This is a genomic window from Streptomyces sp. NBC_00539 (genome assembly GCF_036346105.1).
Lineage (GTDB): Bacteria > Actinomycetota > Actinomycetes > Streptomycetales > Streptomycetaceae > Streptomyces.
The window spans coordinates 286,469-301,075 of the sequence record NZ_CP107812.1 but is presented as its reverse complement, the minus strand read 5'-3'; the positions used below and the strand labels follow the sequence as shown (position 1 = coordinate 301,075).

Genomic DNA, 14,607 nt, shown 5'->3' with positions numbered 1-14,607 from the left:
GTTCCCCGAGGCTCCAGTCCCCGTTCATGAAAGATCCCCCATCGCGCAGTGCGGGCGCCCGCGTCGGGACGTGCCCGGTGCGCAGGTGGTCGTCGCCCTCGTTGATCACGGTCGAGCCTATGGAGCGTCCGTCCCGACTGCCAAACCGCGCGTCTGAGAAACTACTTGCCTGGCAGGAAAGTGCATGCGAGGATGGAAGCATGGAAAAGCTTCCCACTCCAGATGAGGCGAACTCGGCTCTCACAGTGGCCGGTTCGGCAAGTAGCACCGCTCGCGGCCCCCGCCCGATGCCCTCCTGGCTTCCCCCGGCGGCTGGCCTGCTGCTCGCCGGAGGGTTCGTCAATTTCGGCCTCGCGTACAAATATCGTGACGAACCGGCCTTCCTCGTCGCAGCCGCCATCTGTCTTGTTCTCTTCCTTCTCGCCATCGCCTCCACGGTCCGTGCCGGTGGCGTGGTGCCCGCTCCTGCGGGCACCACGCGGGAGCGGACGCTGCGTCAGCTACCTGCACTGCTGCCGTTCATCGCCGGCGGCTTCGGGGCGCTGTTCGCCGGCGTCGTGGGCTGCCTGGCGGTCGCCGGGATCGGTCTGGGGGTACTTGCCTGGTTCCAGCTGGTGCGCTTGAGGAACGGCATCGCGGCATGACCGGACCAGATCCGCTGCCGCAGTTGGACGCGGTCATCCAACACCCCAGCAAACTCGCGGTCGTCGCCTTCCTGTCCAGTTGCACGGAGGCCGAGTTCAAGGCGGTACGCGACGGGCTGGACCTGTCCGACTCCGCCCTGAGCAAGATCGTGACGGCCCTGGAGGACGCCGGGTACGTCGCGGTACGGAAGGGGTACGTGGGCAAACGCCCCCGCACCTGGCTGACGCTGACCGGTACTGGCCGAAGCAATCTCGCCGGCCATCTCTCGGCGCTGCAGCAGATCGCCGATCAGGCCAAGGGGCGGGGCGCTAGCCTGGGCTGAGCCGGGAGCCGCGGACCCGGTACCCGGGCCGGACGCGCCGGAGCCGCCGCACTTTCCACGCGATCCTCTCGCAGGGAAAGTACGACGGCTCCGGAGAACACGGTCTAGGACCGGCGGGGTGGAGCCGCCGAATGCCCCTCGGCGGCTCCACCCCGTTCCCAGTCGATCAGCAGCCCGCCGCGTGCGTGATGGACACGCTGGTCAGGACGCCGCTCGCGGCGCTGACGGAGAACGCGGTGCACTCGGGCGAGGAGACCGTGGTGACCGTCAGCGGCGTGGTCGCCGGGGCGTCACCCTGTGCAGTGGCGCCGAACTCCTCGGCGGTGGTGTAAGCGGTGTAACCGGCGATCAGCTGACTGGCGTTCATGGAACTTCTCCTGAGGTGTGAGTGGGGTGGGTGGATCAGCAGCCGACGTGGGCGGTGGCGCCCACGGACGCGGCGCTGACGGCGCTGACGGCGGCACCGCACGCGGCGCTCGAGATGTCGATGAAGCTGAGGATCGACGGCGTGGTCGCCGGGGCGTCACCCTGTGCAGTGGCGCCGAACTCCTCGGCGGTGGTGTAAGCGGTGTAACCGGCGATCAGCTGACTGGCGTTCACGTCTGGCCTCTCTCGTATGTGCTTCGGAATGCGCTTTGCGGAATCAGTTGACCACACGGACCCCTCTAGATGAAGCCGGAAACTTATGGCTTGGTTCTCTCCACAAAGCCCTGAGCTGCACGTTCTCCGGGACTCCACAACAAATTGCGTCCGACACTACTTTCACTGCACCCGTCGGCACCGGCATTCCGCACACGAAAAAGGGACCCGTGCCCACGGGTCCCTTTCTTCGATATCCGCCGTTGTCCTCAATTGCTCGTCGCGCGGCGGACTAGTCTTGACCACACCTCTAGTTCCGTCCGTGTCTCGTCGAGCGCTCGGGCCAGGGCCTCCGCCTCCCTGGCAAGCACCTCGTACCGGTCTACGGGAGCGCCCGGAGACGTCAGGCCCTGGAGGGCATGAGTCAAAAACGCATCGGCCCACTCCTCCAGACACTGGGAGCACACGCCCAACCGCCGACAGAGCGCATCGCGCGGCTCCGCACGGGACAGCAGGCTCATGACCGCCCGGATCCGCAGGGCTGCCGACGCGGTCGGACAGCGCAGCACGCGGCGGCCTACAGCAGCCCGAGGTCGGGCAGCGGCGGCGAGGCCAGGTTGCGGGCCGGCGCCAACGGGTCGATCCCGGCGTCCCAGAACACCTCCCGCATCGTGTCTTCTAGACCGACGCCGTCGGGGCGCACCCGGTGCTTGACCATGGCCTGGGCCAGCGCACCGCTGCGGTGTTCACCGAAACTCAGGCCCTGCATCCCGGGACGGGCATCCTGAGGCTCCCACGCGACGGCGACGCCGGGCACCACCTGGTGGGCGAATGGCGAGGTGTCCGGACCCAGCCCTTCGAGACCGGACACGCACGCCCCGATCCCCCGAACAGCCGACCAACTCTGCGGGGGCAGGTAGACGACGAGGGCGTCGCGTCGCGGGAACAGCTGGGGACTGGAGGTGATCTTCGCCCGGTACACCAGCCGCCTTTCCTCCAGGTACGTCAGCACCGTGTTCCACACCTGGGGTGCCGCCTCGGCCGAGGTGACGTGGACGTACACACGAAGGGTCTGCGCCCCTCGGCCGACACCCGTGCCCGCCGAGCCGTCGGTGAGGAAGAACCCGGTGGACAGGGCTGGCCGGGCCGCGGGCAACCGTATCGCCGCAGCGCTCGGCAGCTTTGCGGGAGGCTCGCCCACGAGCGTGTCCGCGGGAAGGAGGACGCGCAGTCCGCCCAGCTCCGCCACGAGCATGCCGTCATCGGTGCGTTCGCGGACGACCGCGTCGGCGAGCGTGTGGGAGTGCGGCATGGCATCGGTCAGCAGGCGGTCGAACTCCGGATCGCGCAGGCTCCGTGGACGGGTGGTCTCCGCCCTGTCCTTACCCGTGTGCACTAGCTGATACAGGGTCTGCGACAGCTTCCCCGCCAGCTTGCCGGGCGTGTCTGCCTCCAGGGACTCCGATCCGACCGTCGCGCTCAGTCCGTCGGAGGAGACGGAGATGTCCCGGGCGGTCCGTAGGAGGGCGGGAGCGAGGGCATCGGTGGTCATCGGTATCACAGTGCGTCTCCCAGTCCCAGGATGTCGGTGCTGCTCTCGGGCGCCAGCAGGATGCTGCGCCCGATGCCCGCGCCGGCCCGATCGGCGGCGATCACGCGTCCACCGACCATCGCGGTGGCGAGCATGCGGTCGAACATGTGCCACCCGGCGTACAAGGCGGCGCGGATACGCAGCCCGTCGTCGGCGGCCGCACCGCGCACGGAGCGGTATCCGGCCCAGAAGGCACGCATCCGGGGCCGTAGCCGGTCAAGTTCCCGTACCCCGTGTTCGAGGATCTCCTCGTGTGAGGTCTGCTGGTCGAAGGTGAACCCGGGAGTGTCTCCGATGGAGCGGGGAATGCCGTGGATGGCGGTGTAGAGCCACTCGCCGATGACGGCACCGAGGTCCCGGGCGGGGTCCCCGAGACGGAACTCCTCCCAGTCCGTCAGAAGCAGCTTTTGCGGAGTCAGAAGGAACTGGTCGAGCCTCAGGTCTCCGTGGATCGGCCTGCGGTCCTGCACCGCGGCCTCGGCTGCGCGCAACCGGTGCAGGGCGTCGACGACCTTCCGGTCGGACTGGATCAGTCTCCAGGTCTCCAGTTCGCCGAACGTCGAGGAGACCAGGCCCCTCAGGGACACGGCGTTGTGCGGATGTAGCGGGGGCATCGGGTGGGGCGTAGTGTCCAGCAGGCCCGCGTCCGCGGGCAGGGCGTGCAACTCGCCCGTGAGCCGCCCGGCCTGGTGGCTCAACTCCTCGTCGAACGCGTCGTCGGCGTTGAGCTCAGACCCTGAACGGGCGTCCTCCAAGAGTTCGAAGACGACGAGCATCGCGTCGGCGTCGGAGCCGAGCAGGGACGGACCGATAAGGGCTGATCCCGGGTGGCGGGCCGCCAAGGCCTCGAAGGCGAGGATGCGGTCGTACCGGCTGCGGGCCTCGGCCGGCTCTGGGCCCCTCAGCCGCTTGACGAAGACGCGTGCGCCCGTCGTCGTCGTACCGGCCCAGTTGTCGTTGCGGCCCACCCGGGATGTCACGTCGTCAGGGTCGAACGCACCCAGGCCGAGCGCGCCGAGCAACGCCGCGACCTCCGGGACTCCGGCGAGATCTGCAGGGGCGTACCGGGACCGGGTCGGCGCGGATTCCTTGTTGGGAGCTCCTTGGATTCTTGTCACGCGGCGGCACGGTAGGCACTTCCCACGGATCTCGGCAAGGGCAAAGTATCAGAGTAACTTTTCCCGTGCGGGCGCCATGTCCGTACGGCAATTCGCCTGCAGCACGGCAGTCGGCCACGCGTTCTTCCCCTGGGCAAAGTAATGCGCCGGACGACATTACTTTGCCCCCGTCGCGCATTCCTAGAGTGCCGACATGTCCCGCGCCCCAGTGATCCGCTCAACACTGTCCAACGGCCTGCGCCTCGTGGTGCAGCCGTTGCCCGGCATGCCGTCCGTAGGCGTCGCCGTCCACTACGACGTCGGATTCCGGTCCGAACTTCCGGGCCGGAGCGGATTCGCGCACCTCTTCGAGCACGTGATGTTCCAGGGCAGCGAGCACGTCGGGCCAGCCGATCATTTCCGCCACGTCCAAGCCTCGGGCGGGACTGCCAACGGCTCCACCCACCAGGACTACACCGATTTCTACCAGGTGCTGCCCGCATCGGCGCTGGACCGGCTGCTGTTTCTGGAAGCCGACCGGATGAGGGCCCTGCGCATCACCGAGGAGACGCTGCGCACCCAGATCGCCGTGGTCAAGGAGGAGATCCGGCAGTCGGTCACGGACAAGCCCTACGGCGGATTCCCCTGGACCGTGCTGCCCGGGGTCCTCTACAGGGAGTTCCGCAACGCCCACAACGGCTACGGCTCGTTCGGGGACCTGGAGGCCGCCTCGCTGGAGGAGTGCCAGGCATTCTACGAGACGTACTACACCCCGGCCAATGCGGTCCTGACCATCTGCGGGAACGTCGATCCGCGGCACGCCCTGGACCTCGCGGACCGTCACTTCGGCGGCATCCCGGCCCGCCCCCGCCCCGCGCCTCCGTTCCTCGACGAGCCCGAGCCGGCCGGGGAGCTGCGGGGCGAACACCGTGACCCGCATGCCGTACTCGCCGCCACCGCTCTCGGCTACCGCCTGCCCGATCCGGCGACTTCGCTGCCCCAGTACCTGAGTCACATGGTGCTGACCCAGATGCTCACCGGACGGGACTCCGCCCGCCTGAAACGACACATGGCTCACCGGAGCGAGCTCTTGACGGATGTCAGCAGCAGCTGCGGACTGTTCGGCCCGCTGCGCGCCCGGTCCCCCGAGACCCTGGTGGTGCTGGCCATGCACCCGCGCACCACACCCGTCGACGCGGTCCTCGACGTCCTCGACACCGAGATCGCCGAGCTGGCAGCGAACGGCCCCACCGGGCTGGAGCTCGAGGAGGGTAGGGCACTGGCCTCCGCCGGAACGTGGCGAGGGTTCGACAACCTTGTCGTACGGACCCGCGCGCTCGGCACCTACGAGTTGCTCTTCGGGGCCCCGGAACTCGTCGACACCCTGGCCCCACGACTCGCGGCCGTCAGCGCCGAAGACGTCCGCTCCGCCGCGGCGCACCTCGCGAGAGGCAGGCGCGCCGTGCTGTCCCTCATCACGCCCACGGGAGTTTACCGGTGAACCGCAGCAGCGTGCTCCCCCCAATTGGTCCCCCCGTCCCGGTCGGCCTGCCCCCTCTGGCCGACGTACGCCTGGAGAGCGGGCTGCGCGTCATCGCCGCCCGCCACGCCTCCACCCCCATGACGGAGCTGCGACTGGCGATCCCGCTCCACGTGGAGTCGTTCGCCGATGCGGCCGTCCAGGAAGTGCTGGCCGCATCACTGCTGGGGCACACCGCGGCCGGGGAGCAGGGACCGGCCGATGACGACCTGGCCGCATCCGGAAGCCTCCTGTCCGCTACTCGCTCCGCGCGCTGGCTCGGCGTCGCCGGCTCCGGCCCCAGCTCGCTCCTTCCTCTGCAACTGGATGTCCTGGCCCGGTCCCTGGTACGCCCCCGTTTCACCGACGACGTGGTCCGCGCGGTCATGGTGCGCGCCCGGGGGCAACTCGCCGCCACGCGTGCACAGCCCCAACTCATCGCCTCCGAAGCGCTGGTGGAACACCTCTACGGGCCGCTGCCGCAGATGCAGGACGTGCCGCGCGAGGCGGACCTCGCTGCGGTCGGCCACGAACAGGTACGCCTGGCCCACCACCAGTGCGTACGGCCTGACCGGGCGGCGCTGATCCTGGTGGGCGATCTCGATCCCGATCTGGCCGTAGAGCAGGTGACCCGAGCCTTCGCGGAGTGGGAAGCGGCCGGCACGACGTGGGAGACGACGGAAGGCCCTCTGCTGCCGCAGCCGCGTGCCCGCACCATCGCCCGGGTGCCCCGACCGGGGGCGACGCAGACCCAGATCCGCCTGGTCCGCCCGGGACTCGCCCGCACCGACCCCGGCTTCGCGGCCTTGACGCTAGCCAACATCGTCTTCGGCGGGTACTTCTCCTCGCGCCTGGTCGCGGAGGTCCGTGAACGGCACGGGCTGGCCTACCGGTGCGAGTCGGTCTTCCGAGACCACCTCGACCAGCTGGTCGTGGCGGTGGAGGCCGACACCGCCACGGAGCACGGCCGCAGGACCCTCGACCACCTGCGGGCGCAACTGCGGCGTATGCGCACGGAACCGCCGACCTCGGCCGAGATCGAGGCGGCCCGGCGGTACGTCACCGGGATGACCGCTCTGGCGGCCTCCTCCCAACAGGGCTGGGCGAGCAGCCTGATGCTCGCCCTGGCCACCGGGCAGGAGCCCGAACGCATCAGCCGCATCCTGGACGACTTCACCTCGGTGACCGAGAACGATGTCGCCGCCGCGGCCGGCCGCTTCTTCGATCCCGACGACTTCCACGGCGTCGTCCTCGGAGACTCCCCCACCCCCTTCGAGACGGAGACGTTCCTGTGATCTCCCCGCACACCACGAGCATCGTCTTCCCCGTCCAGCCCACTCAGGTCGCACAGGTCCTCCCCTTCGCCCAACTGCTCCAGCGGCGCGGCTCGGGACGTCTGTGGCTGGGACAGTCCCTCGGCGTCGAAACGCACCACGTCTTCGCCGCGCTCGCGGGAGCGGGGATCCGCATCCCCTTCGGTACCTCGGTCGCCCTGGCGGGTCTACGTCATCCGTACGACGCGGCGGTGCAGGCCCGCTCCGTCGCCCAACTGTCCGGGCTGCCGTTCGTGGCGGGCATCGGCCCGGGCGGGGAGGCGTTCCAGCGCATGGTCCGTCCCGCCCCCATGCCGAAGCCCGTCACCGTCAGCAGCCAGTACGTCACCACGATGCGGGAACTGATCGAGAGCCGGGGCGGGGCCGACACCGACGGGCTGGAACACAGCACGCACGGAGCGCTGCCGGTCATGAACGCGCCCCCGGTCGAGCTGGGGCTCGGAGTCCTGCGCCCAGCCATGGCCCGCGCGGCGGGCCGGGTCGCCGATGTCGCCATCACCTGGCTGACTCCACCACGGTTCATCGAGGAGGCACTCGTTCCCGCGCTGGAACAGGGGGCGGCGCAGGCCGAGCGCCCCGTTCCCCGTGTGGCGACCGTCGTCCACGTGGCGGTGCAACGCCCGGGCCGCGACATCGAGGCCATAGCCCACTCCGCGGCCTACGCCCACCTGGGCAGCCCGCACTACACCGACATGCTGCGCCAAGCCGGCGTCCCGGCCGACCCGGCGGACACCAAGGGCGGCGCGGCGCTCCTCGTCTCCTCCCGCACGTTTGTCTCCGGTACCCCCGCAGAGATCGCGGACGGCCTCGACCGGTACCGGGCGGCGGGTGTGGGCGAGGTCATCCTCAATGTCTGCGGCGTCTACACCGCACTCGGCATGGGGGCGGCCATGACGGACATGCAGCAGATCCTCGCCGCGGTGGACGGCCGCCATGCATGAGAACCCCACCGCGGCACCGCCGTTCACCGCCCGCAGGCTGCTCTACGTGGGTACGGGCTCCCTCGGGGTGATGTTCATGCCCATGTGGGTGCACTGGCTCCGCGCCGCCTACCCCGAACTGGCCGTACGCACGGTCATCACCCGGTCCGCGACCAAGTTCGTCACGCCGACAGCGCTCTCGGTGTTCGCCGGGCATACTCCGCAGCTCGACTCCTGGACTGAGGAACCCGAGGAGTCCGCAGCCCACGTCGAGATGGCCGAGTGGGCCGACACCGTCATCGTGCATCCCGCCACGTTCCACTTCACCAGCCGCCTGGCGCTCGGAGTGGCGGACACCCCGGTACTGCTCGCGCTGCAGTGCACGCGCGCCCCCATCGTGCTGGCTCCGGCCCTGCCGCCCGGAGCCTTGACCTCAGCCGCATGGGAGTGCCACATGGCGGCCCTCGAACGGCGGGCCAACGTCCACGTCGTCCCGCCCCATCCCGGGGTGAGCATCACCACCGGCAAGCCCGATGCGGCGACCGCCGCGCCGCTTCCCGAGGTTCTGTTGGCCGCGGAGCGGCTGCGGGCCGCCGCCGCGGGCGGGGCCACGGACAGCGCGGTCGCCACGGAAGGCACGCCGCGGAGCGAGCGGACGGAGCCGAACCCGTGACAGAGCCCGTCCTCGTGGACATGTTCGCGACCGGATTCCAGCGCACGACGATTCACCGGATCGGCGACGGCACGTTTCTGTGGACGCGCGGCGCCGGCCTGGACCGGCCGACGCCCCTCACCGCGCCCTCCGCTGCGGCCCGGAGCCATTTGGCGTCCCTGGCCCGCCCGGGCCTCCTCACCCTCAGCCTGCCGACCGTGTCCGGGGACGTACTGCGCTACGCGGTCCCGGGCTCGACCACGGCAGCGAAGGTGCTGTGGTCGGAGCCCTCACAGGCCGACAGCGTGCGCTTGGCCGAGGCCTTCCGGTCCGTCGGCAAGGTGCTCAGGCTGCTGCACTCCTATCCGGCACCGCCCGGTAGTGCCACCGGAGGCCCTGTCGGACCGGCCCGCTTGGCCGCCTGGATGGACGGCGGGCACGGCCCCCGCGCCGCCGCCCGGATGCACCGCCTGCTGCGTGACGGCGTCGGCCCGACACGCTGGGCCGCGGTCCGCGACTGGTGCCGCGACCTCGCCCTACCCGGTCCGGACGCGACGCTCCTGCACGGTGCGCCGAGCACCGGTTCCCTCGTGCTCCCAGCGGAGCCGGCCCGGCCCTCCGCGGACGAGGAGGGACTCACCGACGGGGGCGCCTCGCCTCCGACCGCCGGGGCCCTGCTCACCGGGGAGGAACTGGCCCTCGGTCCGTCCGGGTTCGATCTCGGATGGATGCTCGGCGAATTGCTGGAACTGCGGATGACCGCCGTCCATCGCGTCGTACCACGACCGATCCTCTCCGAGCTGCCCAAGGCACTGCTCGCCGGCTACGGCGTCCCCGTCGACCCGGTCGTCGCGGGCCGGGCGGCGACTTTGCGCATGCTCACCCACGCCCATGACTTCGCCTCGTACGTGGGCTGGCACCCCGAGCTGGAACTCTACGCGCGGACCGCGATCCGCTACATCGACACCGACGGGCTGGCCGCACTCGACGGTGGTGTCTGAGCCGGCGCCGGCCGGCCCGCACGTCACCCCACCCCCCGCCCCGTTGTCCTTGTCACCCACCTCCCGAAGGAGCCTCCTGTGAAAACCCACGGCATCAACCTCGTCGTCCTCCACGACCTCGACCCCGTACGGGCTGCCATCGAGCAGGCCGCCTCGACCGCGGACGCGTCCGAAGCCCCCGGGCTGCGCCGCGCCCTGTCCCTGCTAGACGAGTACCGACACAGCGACACCGACATCAAGGTCCGCTGGGCACGCCAGTACCTCGACGAAGCCGGCGTCCCCGCCGGCGACACCAGTGCCCGCACCATCAAGAAGCTTCGCCAGGCCGTTCCGAGTCTCGGCCTCGGCGAGGCGGTCGCTCTGGTCACGCTCGCGGCGGAGCGCTGAGGTGCCGCTGTCCACGAGCCGGCCTCGGGCAAACGTTCGCATCGGTGCCGACATCCTCGCCTCGGGCCGGGGCATGCTCGCCGTGGCGTTGCTGCTGGCCCTGGTCTCGACGGCCGGCACCCTGGCCGTGCCACTGATCGTCAAGGAGGTCATCGACGCGTTCGCCAAGGACGAACCCATCGTGCGCCCCATTCTGATGATGGCGGGTGCGGCGCTCGCCGCAGCGGTGACGCTGGCGGTCTCGGGCTACCTCCTGGCCAGGGTCGGCGAGCACATGATCCTGCGACTGCGCCGCCGTGTCATGGCGCACGCGCTGCGGCTGCCCATGGCCACCCTCCGTGTCCAGGGCATCGGCAACCTCGTGGCCCGGATCACTTCGGACGCCATCCTGCTGCGGGCCGTCATAGACGTGGGAGTCGTACAGCTGCCGCTCGCCGTCCTGACGGTCGTCGCCACCTTGGCGGTCATGGCGTTCCTGGACTGGGCGCTGGTGCTCATCAGCATCGCGTCTTTCGCCGTCGCCGGCATCGCCATCGGGTTCGTCCTGGTGCGCGTCAAGCGCAACGTCGTCGAACAGCAGGGCGCCATGGGCGAACTCGCCCAGCGCTTCACCACCTACCTGTCCGCGCTCACCACCATCAAGGCCTACCGCTTCGAGCGCGGGGCGGCCGACCGGTTGGGCGAGGACGCCCGGCAGCTCACCTCGACCTCCCTGGCCGGAGCCCGGCTCCAGTCATTCATTTCTCCCGTCATGGGGCTGGGACAGCAGATCGCCCTGGTCTCGGTGATCATCGGCGGTGGCGCCCGAATGGCCGACGGCAAGCTGTCCGCCCCGGACTTCGCGGCGTTCCTGCTCTACCTCCTGCAACTGGTCGGGCCGGTCACAGTGGTCGCCACCGGTATCGGCCGCCTGCAGGCGGGGCTCGCCGCCCGGGTGCGCTTCGAGGAGTTGCTCTCCCTGCCACAGGAATCGGACGACAGGTCCCCCGGAACGCCCCGCCCCGAGCCGGTACCAGGGGCACCGGCAGTCGTCTTCGACTCGGTGTCGTTCTCCTACACCGGTACGACCACCCTCGCCGGCCTCGGATTCAGCGCGCCGCGTACCGGCCTGACGGCCTTCGTGGGGCCCTCCGGAGCGGGAAAGACGACAGCCCTCAACCTCATCGACCGCTTCGTGCACGCGGACGGGGGCCGGATATCCGTCCTCGGACATCCCGTCGGGGACTGGCCCCTCGACGACCTGCGCCGCCGCATCGCGTACGTGGACCAGCAGTTCACCCTGCTGGAGGGCTCGGTCCGCGACAACCTGCAGCTCGGGTGCGGTCGTCCGGCCTCCGACTCCGAACTGGCCGAGGCCTTGGCCGCCGTGGGACTGCGAGAGGACATCGAAGCCCTGCCGGACGGCCTGGACACCGTACTGGGCCGGGAAAACGACCTCTCCGGCGGGCAGCGACAGCGCTTGGCCCTTGCCCGCGTCCTGCTCACCGACGCCGAGATCGTCCTGATGGACGAGCCCACTTCCCAGATGGACAGCATCAACGAGGAGCGCTTCCGCCAGGTCGTGGACGACATGGCCGCGACCCGGGCCGTCCTGGTCGTGACCCATCGGCTCTCGACCGTGCAGAACGCCGACCACGTCATCATGCTCGCCGCCGGAACAGCGGTGGATGCGGGGACACACGGCGCCCTCATGGACGAGTGCGCCCCGTACCGGGAACTGGTCACCAGCCAGTCCCTGATCTCCGCCTCGTAGGCAGCGGGGGCAGTCTTCGGACGCTCGCGAGGAACTGGCCGTCCGTAGTGGTGCAGCCCCGGGGTCCGGTCTGCTGAACGAAGTGGTCGGTTCGCAGTGAGTGGTAGAGCGTGCCGGGCGCTGGGAGCACTGGCCTGGGCGTGGTCGACGGGGAGGTCCTGATGCGCAGGCCGTAGATCACGAGTTCAGTCGGTGGTGAGCCACTGCTTCCAGTGGTCGCCGTGGACGAGGCTCGCGGCGTCGACGGTGTCCTGGAGGTGGAAGGGGAGCTGCCAGCCGGTGCCGTCGGGCAGCTGGCGCAGTGCGGGGCCAAGGGCGGACTAGGCAAATGACCGAAGCCGCACCCTGGGCACCGCCCCGCGCCCCGTAACTCTCCTAGCACAACCGGCCGTCGGCCGCCCCGGCGCCTCGCCGCCGAGCTCGCCGAGGCGCCGGGCACGACACCCGTGGCCGCGCACCGCTCCCGAGGCCGGCGCCCCCTGGGCACCGGCACAGACACGGCCGAGCACTGACCCCGCGTCGCCAGTGGGCCGCAGCATGTTGGGGGCGGCGGTCTGTAGCAGGCCGATCAGGAGGTGTTCTCCTCTTCGATAGGTGCTAGGTAGGCGTCCTGAAGAATGCGAAGCACACCGGCTGGTGGTTCACCGGGAACAGCAACCCCGAGCCGATCGGCGAGCGCGACGAGGGGACGAGGCGGCGGCAAAGGGGGAGGCGAGCGCCTACCGGCATCGCCTCGTCCCACTCGACGAAGAGGATTACCGAGCGCTGCGGGCCTTGACCGTCGGCGAGACCCGAGCGGGCGGTAGGAGAAGCGTCATGTCCTGGAAGGGGCCGACGCCTCGAACTCCTTGATGGCCATGCGGTCGGTACGCGCACCGTTGCCGCTCAGGCGATGGAGAAGGAGCCAGCGTCCGTCGTCGTGTGCCACGGCGATGGCGGACGCCCCGCGCGTGGCTCCGTTGTGCCACAGCAGCGAGGAGTTCCCCCCGCTGCGCCAGGTGGGGGCCGGCGGCCCCAGTCTGTGCTCGACCAGGAGGCGTACCACGACGGAAGCCACGGTCCGCGGGGTGGACCACAGGCCGCCGGCGGGCAGGATCGGCCCGGTCAGGGTCCACGGGGCGCGGGGGCGGCCGAAGAGGGTGCGTGCCACCAGTCGCCGGTCGGCCGGGGGGTGCGCCGTGACGGCGCCCGCCTCCAGCCCGAGGGGCTCCAGAACGCACTCGTCCACCAGCTGCTGATACGTACGGCCCGATACCTCGGTCAGTGCCCGTCCGAGCACGGCGTACCCGAGGTTGGAGTAGGTTTCGGTGCCCGGCGGCTCCACCGCCACCCCGTCCAGGTCGTGCAGCAGCTCGTTGAGTGCGACATCACTGAAACCGGCGTACGGGTCGTCGGCAGGGCCGGTGTCGCCGGGTGGAAGGCGTGGCAGCCCCGAGGTGTGCTCGGCGAGGTGCCGCAGGGTGATCCCGGTGCCTCGGGGTACTTCGGCGAGGTAGTCCTGCAGAGGGGCATCGAGGTCGATCACCCCCTGGTCCCTCAGCCGCATCATGACGGTTCCCGTCATCACCTTGCTGAGGGAGCCCAGTTGGACGAAGCGGTCCGGGTCATGGCCGTGGGTGGTCCGGTCGGTGATTCCCGGGCCGCCCAGCAGGCAGGTGGCCGTCAGCACGCGCCTCCACCCCCATCAGACCAGTTCCGCTTCATGGACAGCCCCTTTGTCCCTGGTTTCCTCAGCCGCGGCGGCCGGCTCGGCAGTCCGGTCTCGCCGGCTGCGGACCCGGCCGATGAGACGGTCGAGAGCTCTCCAGAGGAAGATCAGGTCGCAGGCGATCATAGTCAGGGCGAAACCGGTGAGAACCACCAGGATGTCGTTCTCGTAGGCGGAGTGCGACCAGCCGGGGAGCTCGAACTCCGGCACCCTCATGACGGAGAACAGGGCCGTGCCGTCCTGCCATTCCTCCCCATGACCTTGTAGAGGGGAACGGGACCGCGAGCGCCCGGATGTGCCCCGGCAACCGCCCGCGATTTGGCGCTGATAGATCGGCCACCGTCGCACGCCCGCCCCGGCCCGCCTCTCGGTCGTATGAGGCTGTCAGGGCACCTGGGCGCGTACGGCGTTCGGGGAAGGGTGTAAGCGGATCACAGGGTGTCCAAGTCGTGGGGGTGGAAGCCGGGAGCGACGACGCAGGACACCAGGGCCGGTTCGTGGCCGGCTGGTGTTGCCGTCTGCCAGACCTCGGCCGGCACGAGGAGTTGCGGCTGCTGTCCGTTTTCGATGTCTGGCCCCAGCATTGCGGCGGTGGGCCTCTCGTCGGGCGTTGTTGCGGTGCCGCCGAGGTACAGGGTGAGGGGGCCGCCCCGGTGCCAGAGCCACAGTTCGTCCGAACGTACGCGGTGCCAGCGGGAGGTTTCGCCGGGGTGGAGGAGGTAGTAGATGCCGGTCGCGTAGGGGCGGAGCCCGCGGCGCTTGTCAGGGACGGCTTGCGGTCCGGTCTGCCAGGTCTGCCGGAACCAGCCGCCCTCGGCGTGCGGCTCCAGTCCGAGGTGCTGCACCAGCGGGGAGATATCACCCATACCTGCATCCTGGCCCATGATGCCGTCCTGGGGTGGCAACGACGTGCGCGCGGCAGGCAGGACCAGGGCTGTGTGGAGGGAAACGGTCCGTCGTGAACGGGTCGCCGTCGAGCCCCGTCGGCGCGTCCACTGGCGACAGGGGTGAGTTCGCAGTCACGGCGTGCGCCTGGCTTGGCTGTACGCGCTGAAAGGAGACTCGCGGGGGCTGACCGGCGACGCGCGGCTGAGCGAGT

General features: G+C 70.1%; 16 protein-coding genes. 9 read left to right on the top strand and 7 right to left on the bottom strand.

All coding sequences use genetic code 11. The features are described 5' to 3' along the window. Window positions 1–200: 200 nt before the first annotated feature. Together OG861_RS33460 and OG861_RS33455 are read left to right on the top strand one after the other, a co-directional pair. On the top strand, window positions 201–644 hold the full coding sequence (locus OG861_RS33460; protein WP_329202927.1) for a hypothetical protein: 444 nt from the start codon (window positions 201–203) through the stop codon (window positions 642–644). Next, complete coding sequence (locus OG861_RS33455) at window positions 641–967, top strand: winged helix-turn-helix domain-containing protein (RefSeq protein ID WP_329202928.1); 327 nt, start codon at window positions 641–643, stop codon at window positions 965–967. Before OG861_RS33460 ends, OG861_RS33455 begins: the two co-directional genes overlap by 4 nt. A 166-nt stretch (window positions 968–1,133) precedes the next feature. On the opposite strand, the gene OG861_RS33450 is transcribed toward OG861_RS33455, so the two are convergent. The 4 genes from OG861_RS33450 to lxmK all read right to left on the bottom strand — a co-directional run bounded on the left by OG861_RS33450 (window position 1,134) and on the right by lxmK (window position 4,255). Then, window positions 1,134–1,334, bottom strand: coding sequence for an LxmA leader domain family RiPP (locus OG861_RS33450; protein ID WP_329202929.1), 201 nt, complete (start codon window positions 1,332–1,334; stop codon window positions 1,134–1,136). Between the two features lie 35 nt (window positions 1,335–1,369). After that, complete coding sequence (locus OG861_RS33445) at window positions 1,370–1,567, bottom strand: LxmA leader domain family RiPP (RefSeq protein ID WP_329202930.1); 198 nt, start codon at window positions 1,565–1,567, stop codon at window positions 1,370–1,372. A 556-nt stretch (window positions 1,568–2,123) separates the two neighbouring features. Further along, window positions 2,124–3,098, bottom strand: a complete 975-nt coding sequence (locus OG861_RS33440; RefSeq protein ID WP_329202931.1) for a T3SS effector HopA1 family protein — start codon at window positions 3,096–3,098, stop codon at window positions 2,124–2,126. Between the two features lie 5 nt (window positions 3,099–3,103). Continuing rightward, entirely contained in the window at window positions 3,104–4,255 is a 1,152-nt protein-coding gene (lxmK, locus tag OG861_RS33435; RefSeq protein ID WP_329202932.1) for a class V lanthionine synthetase subunit LxmK, read from the bottom strand. Between the two features lie 193 nt (window positions 4,256–4,448). Here lxmK and OG861_RS33430 point away from each other — a divergent pair, with 193 nt between their 5' ends. The 7 genes from OG861_RS33430 (at window position 4,449) to OG861_RS33400 (ending at window position 11,800) form a co-directional block, all read left to right on the top strand. After that, entirely contained in the window at window positions 4,449–5,735 is a 1,287-nt protein-coding gene (locus OG861_RS33430) for a M16 family metallopeptidase (protein WP_329202933.1), read from the top strand. An 11-nt stretch (window positions 5,736–5,746) separates the two neighbouring features. Further along, complete coding sequence (locus OG861_RS33425; RefSeq protein ID WP_329202934.1) at window positions 5,747–7,048, top strand: M16 family metallopeptidase; 1,302 nt, start codon at window positions 5,747–5,749, stop codon at window positions 7,046–7,048. Then, on the top strand, window positions 7,045–8,028 hold the full coding sequence (locus OG861_RS33420) for an LLM class flavin-dependent oxidoreductase (protein ID WP_329202936.1): 984 nt from the start codon (window positions 7,045–7,047) through the stop codon (window positions 8,026–8,028). Before OG861_RS33425 ends, OG861_RS33420 begins: the two co-directional genes overlap by 4 nt. Next, complete coding sequence (locus tag OG861_RS33415) at window positions 8,021–8,680, top strand: flavoprotein (protein WP_329202937.1); 660 nt, start codon at window positions 8,021–8,023, stop codon at window positions 8,678–8,680. Before OG861_RS33420 ends, OG861_RS33415 begins: the two co-directional genes overlap by 8 nt. After that, complete coding sequence (locus OG861_RS33410) at window positions 8,677–9,660, top strand: hypothetical protein (RefSeq protein WP_329202939.1); 984 nt, start codon at window positions 8,677–8,679, stop codon at window positions 9,658–9,660. The genes OG861_RS33415 and OG861_RS33410 overlap by 4 nt, the downstream gene beginning before the upstream one ends. Window positions 9,661–9,738: 78 nt before the next feature. Then, window positions 9,739–10,047, top strand: a complete 309-nt coding sequence (locus OG861_RS33405; RefSeq protein WP_329202941.1) for a hypothetical protein — start codon at window positions 9,739–9,741, stop codon at window positions 10,045–10,047. A 1-nt stretch (window position 10,048) separates the two neighbouring features. After that, window positions 10,049–11,800, top strand: coding sequence for an ABC transporter ATP-binding protein (locus OG861_RS33400; protein ID WP_329202943.1), 1,752 nt, complete (start codon window positions 10,049–10,051; stop codon window positions 11,798–11,800). A gap of 814 nt (window positions 11,801–12,614) precedes the next feature. Here the strand turns inward: OG861_RS33400 and OG861_RS33395 are convergent. The 3 genes from OG861_RS33395 to OG861_RS33385 all read right to left on the bottom strand — a co-directional run bounded on the left by OG861_RS33395 (window position 12,615) and on the right by OG861_RS33385 (window position 14,374). Next, entirely contained in the window at window positions 12,615–13,469 is an 855-nt protein-coding gene (locus tag OG861_RS33395; protein WP_329202945.1) for a serine hydrolase domain-containing protein, read from the bottom strand. A 15-nt stretch (window positions 13,470–13,484) separates the two neighbouring features. Beyond that, window positions 13,485–13,718, bottom strand: a complete 234-nt coding sequence (locus OG861_RS33390; protein ID WP_329202947.1) for a hypothetical protein — start codon at window positions 13,716–13,718, stop codon at window positions 13,485–13,487. Between the two features lie 221 nt (window positions 13,719–13,939). Beyond that, the gene (locus OG861_RS33385) at window positions 13,940–14,374 is read right to left on the bottom strand and encodes a cupin domain-containing protein (protein ID WP_329202949.1); all 435 of its coding nucleotides are present in this window, start codon (window positions 14,372–14,374) and stop codon (window positions 13,940–13,942) included. Window positions 14,375–14,607: the final 233 nt, after the last annotated feature.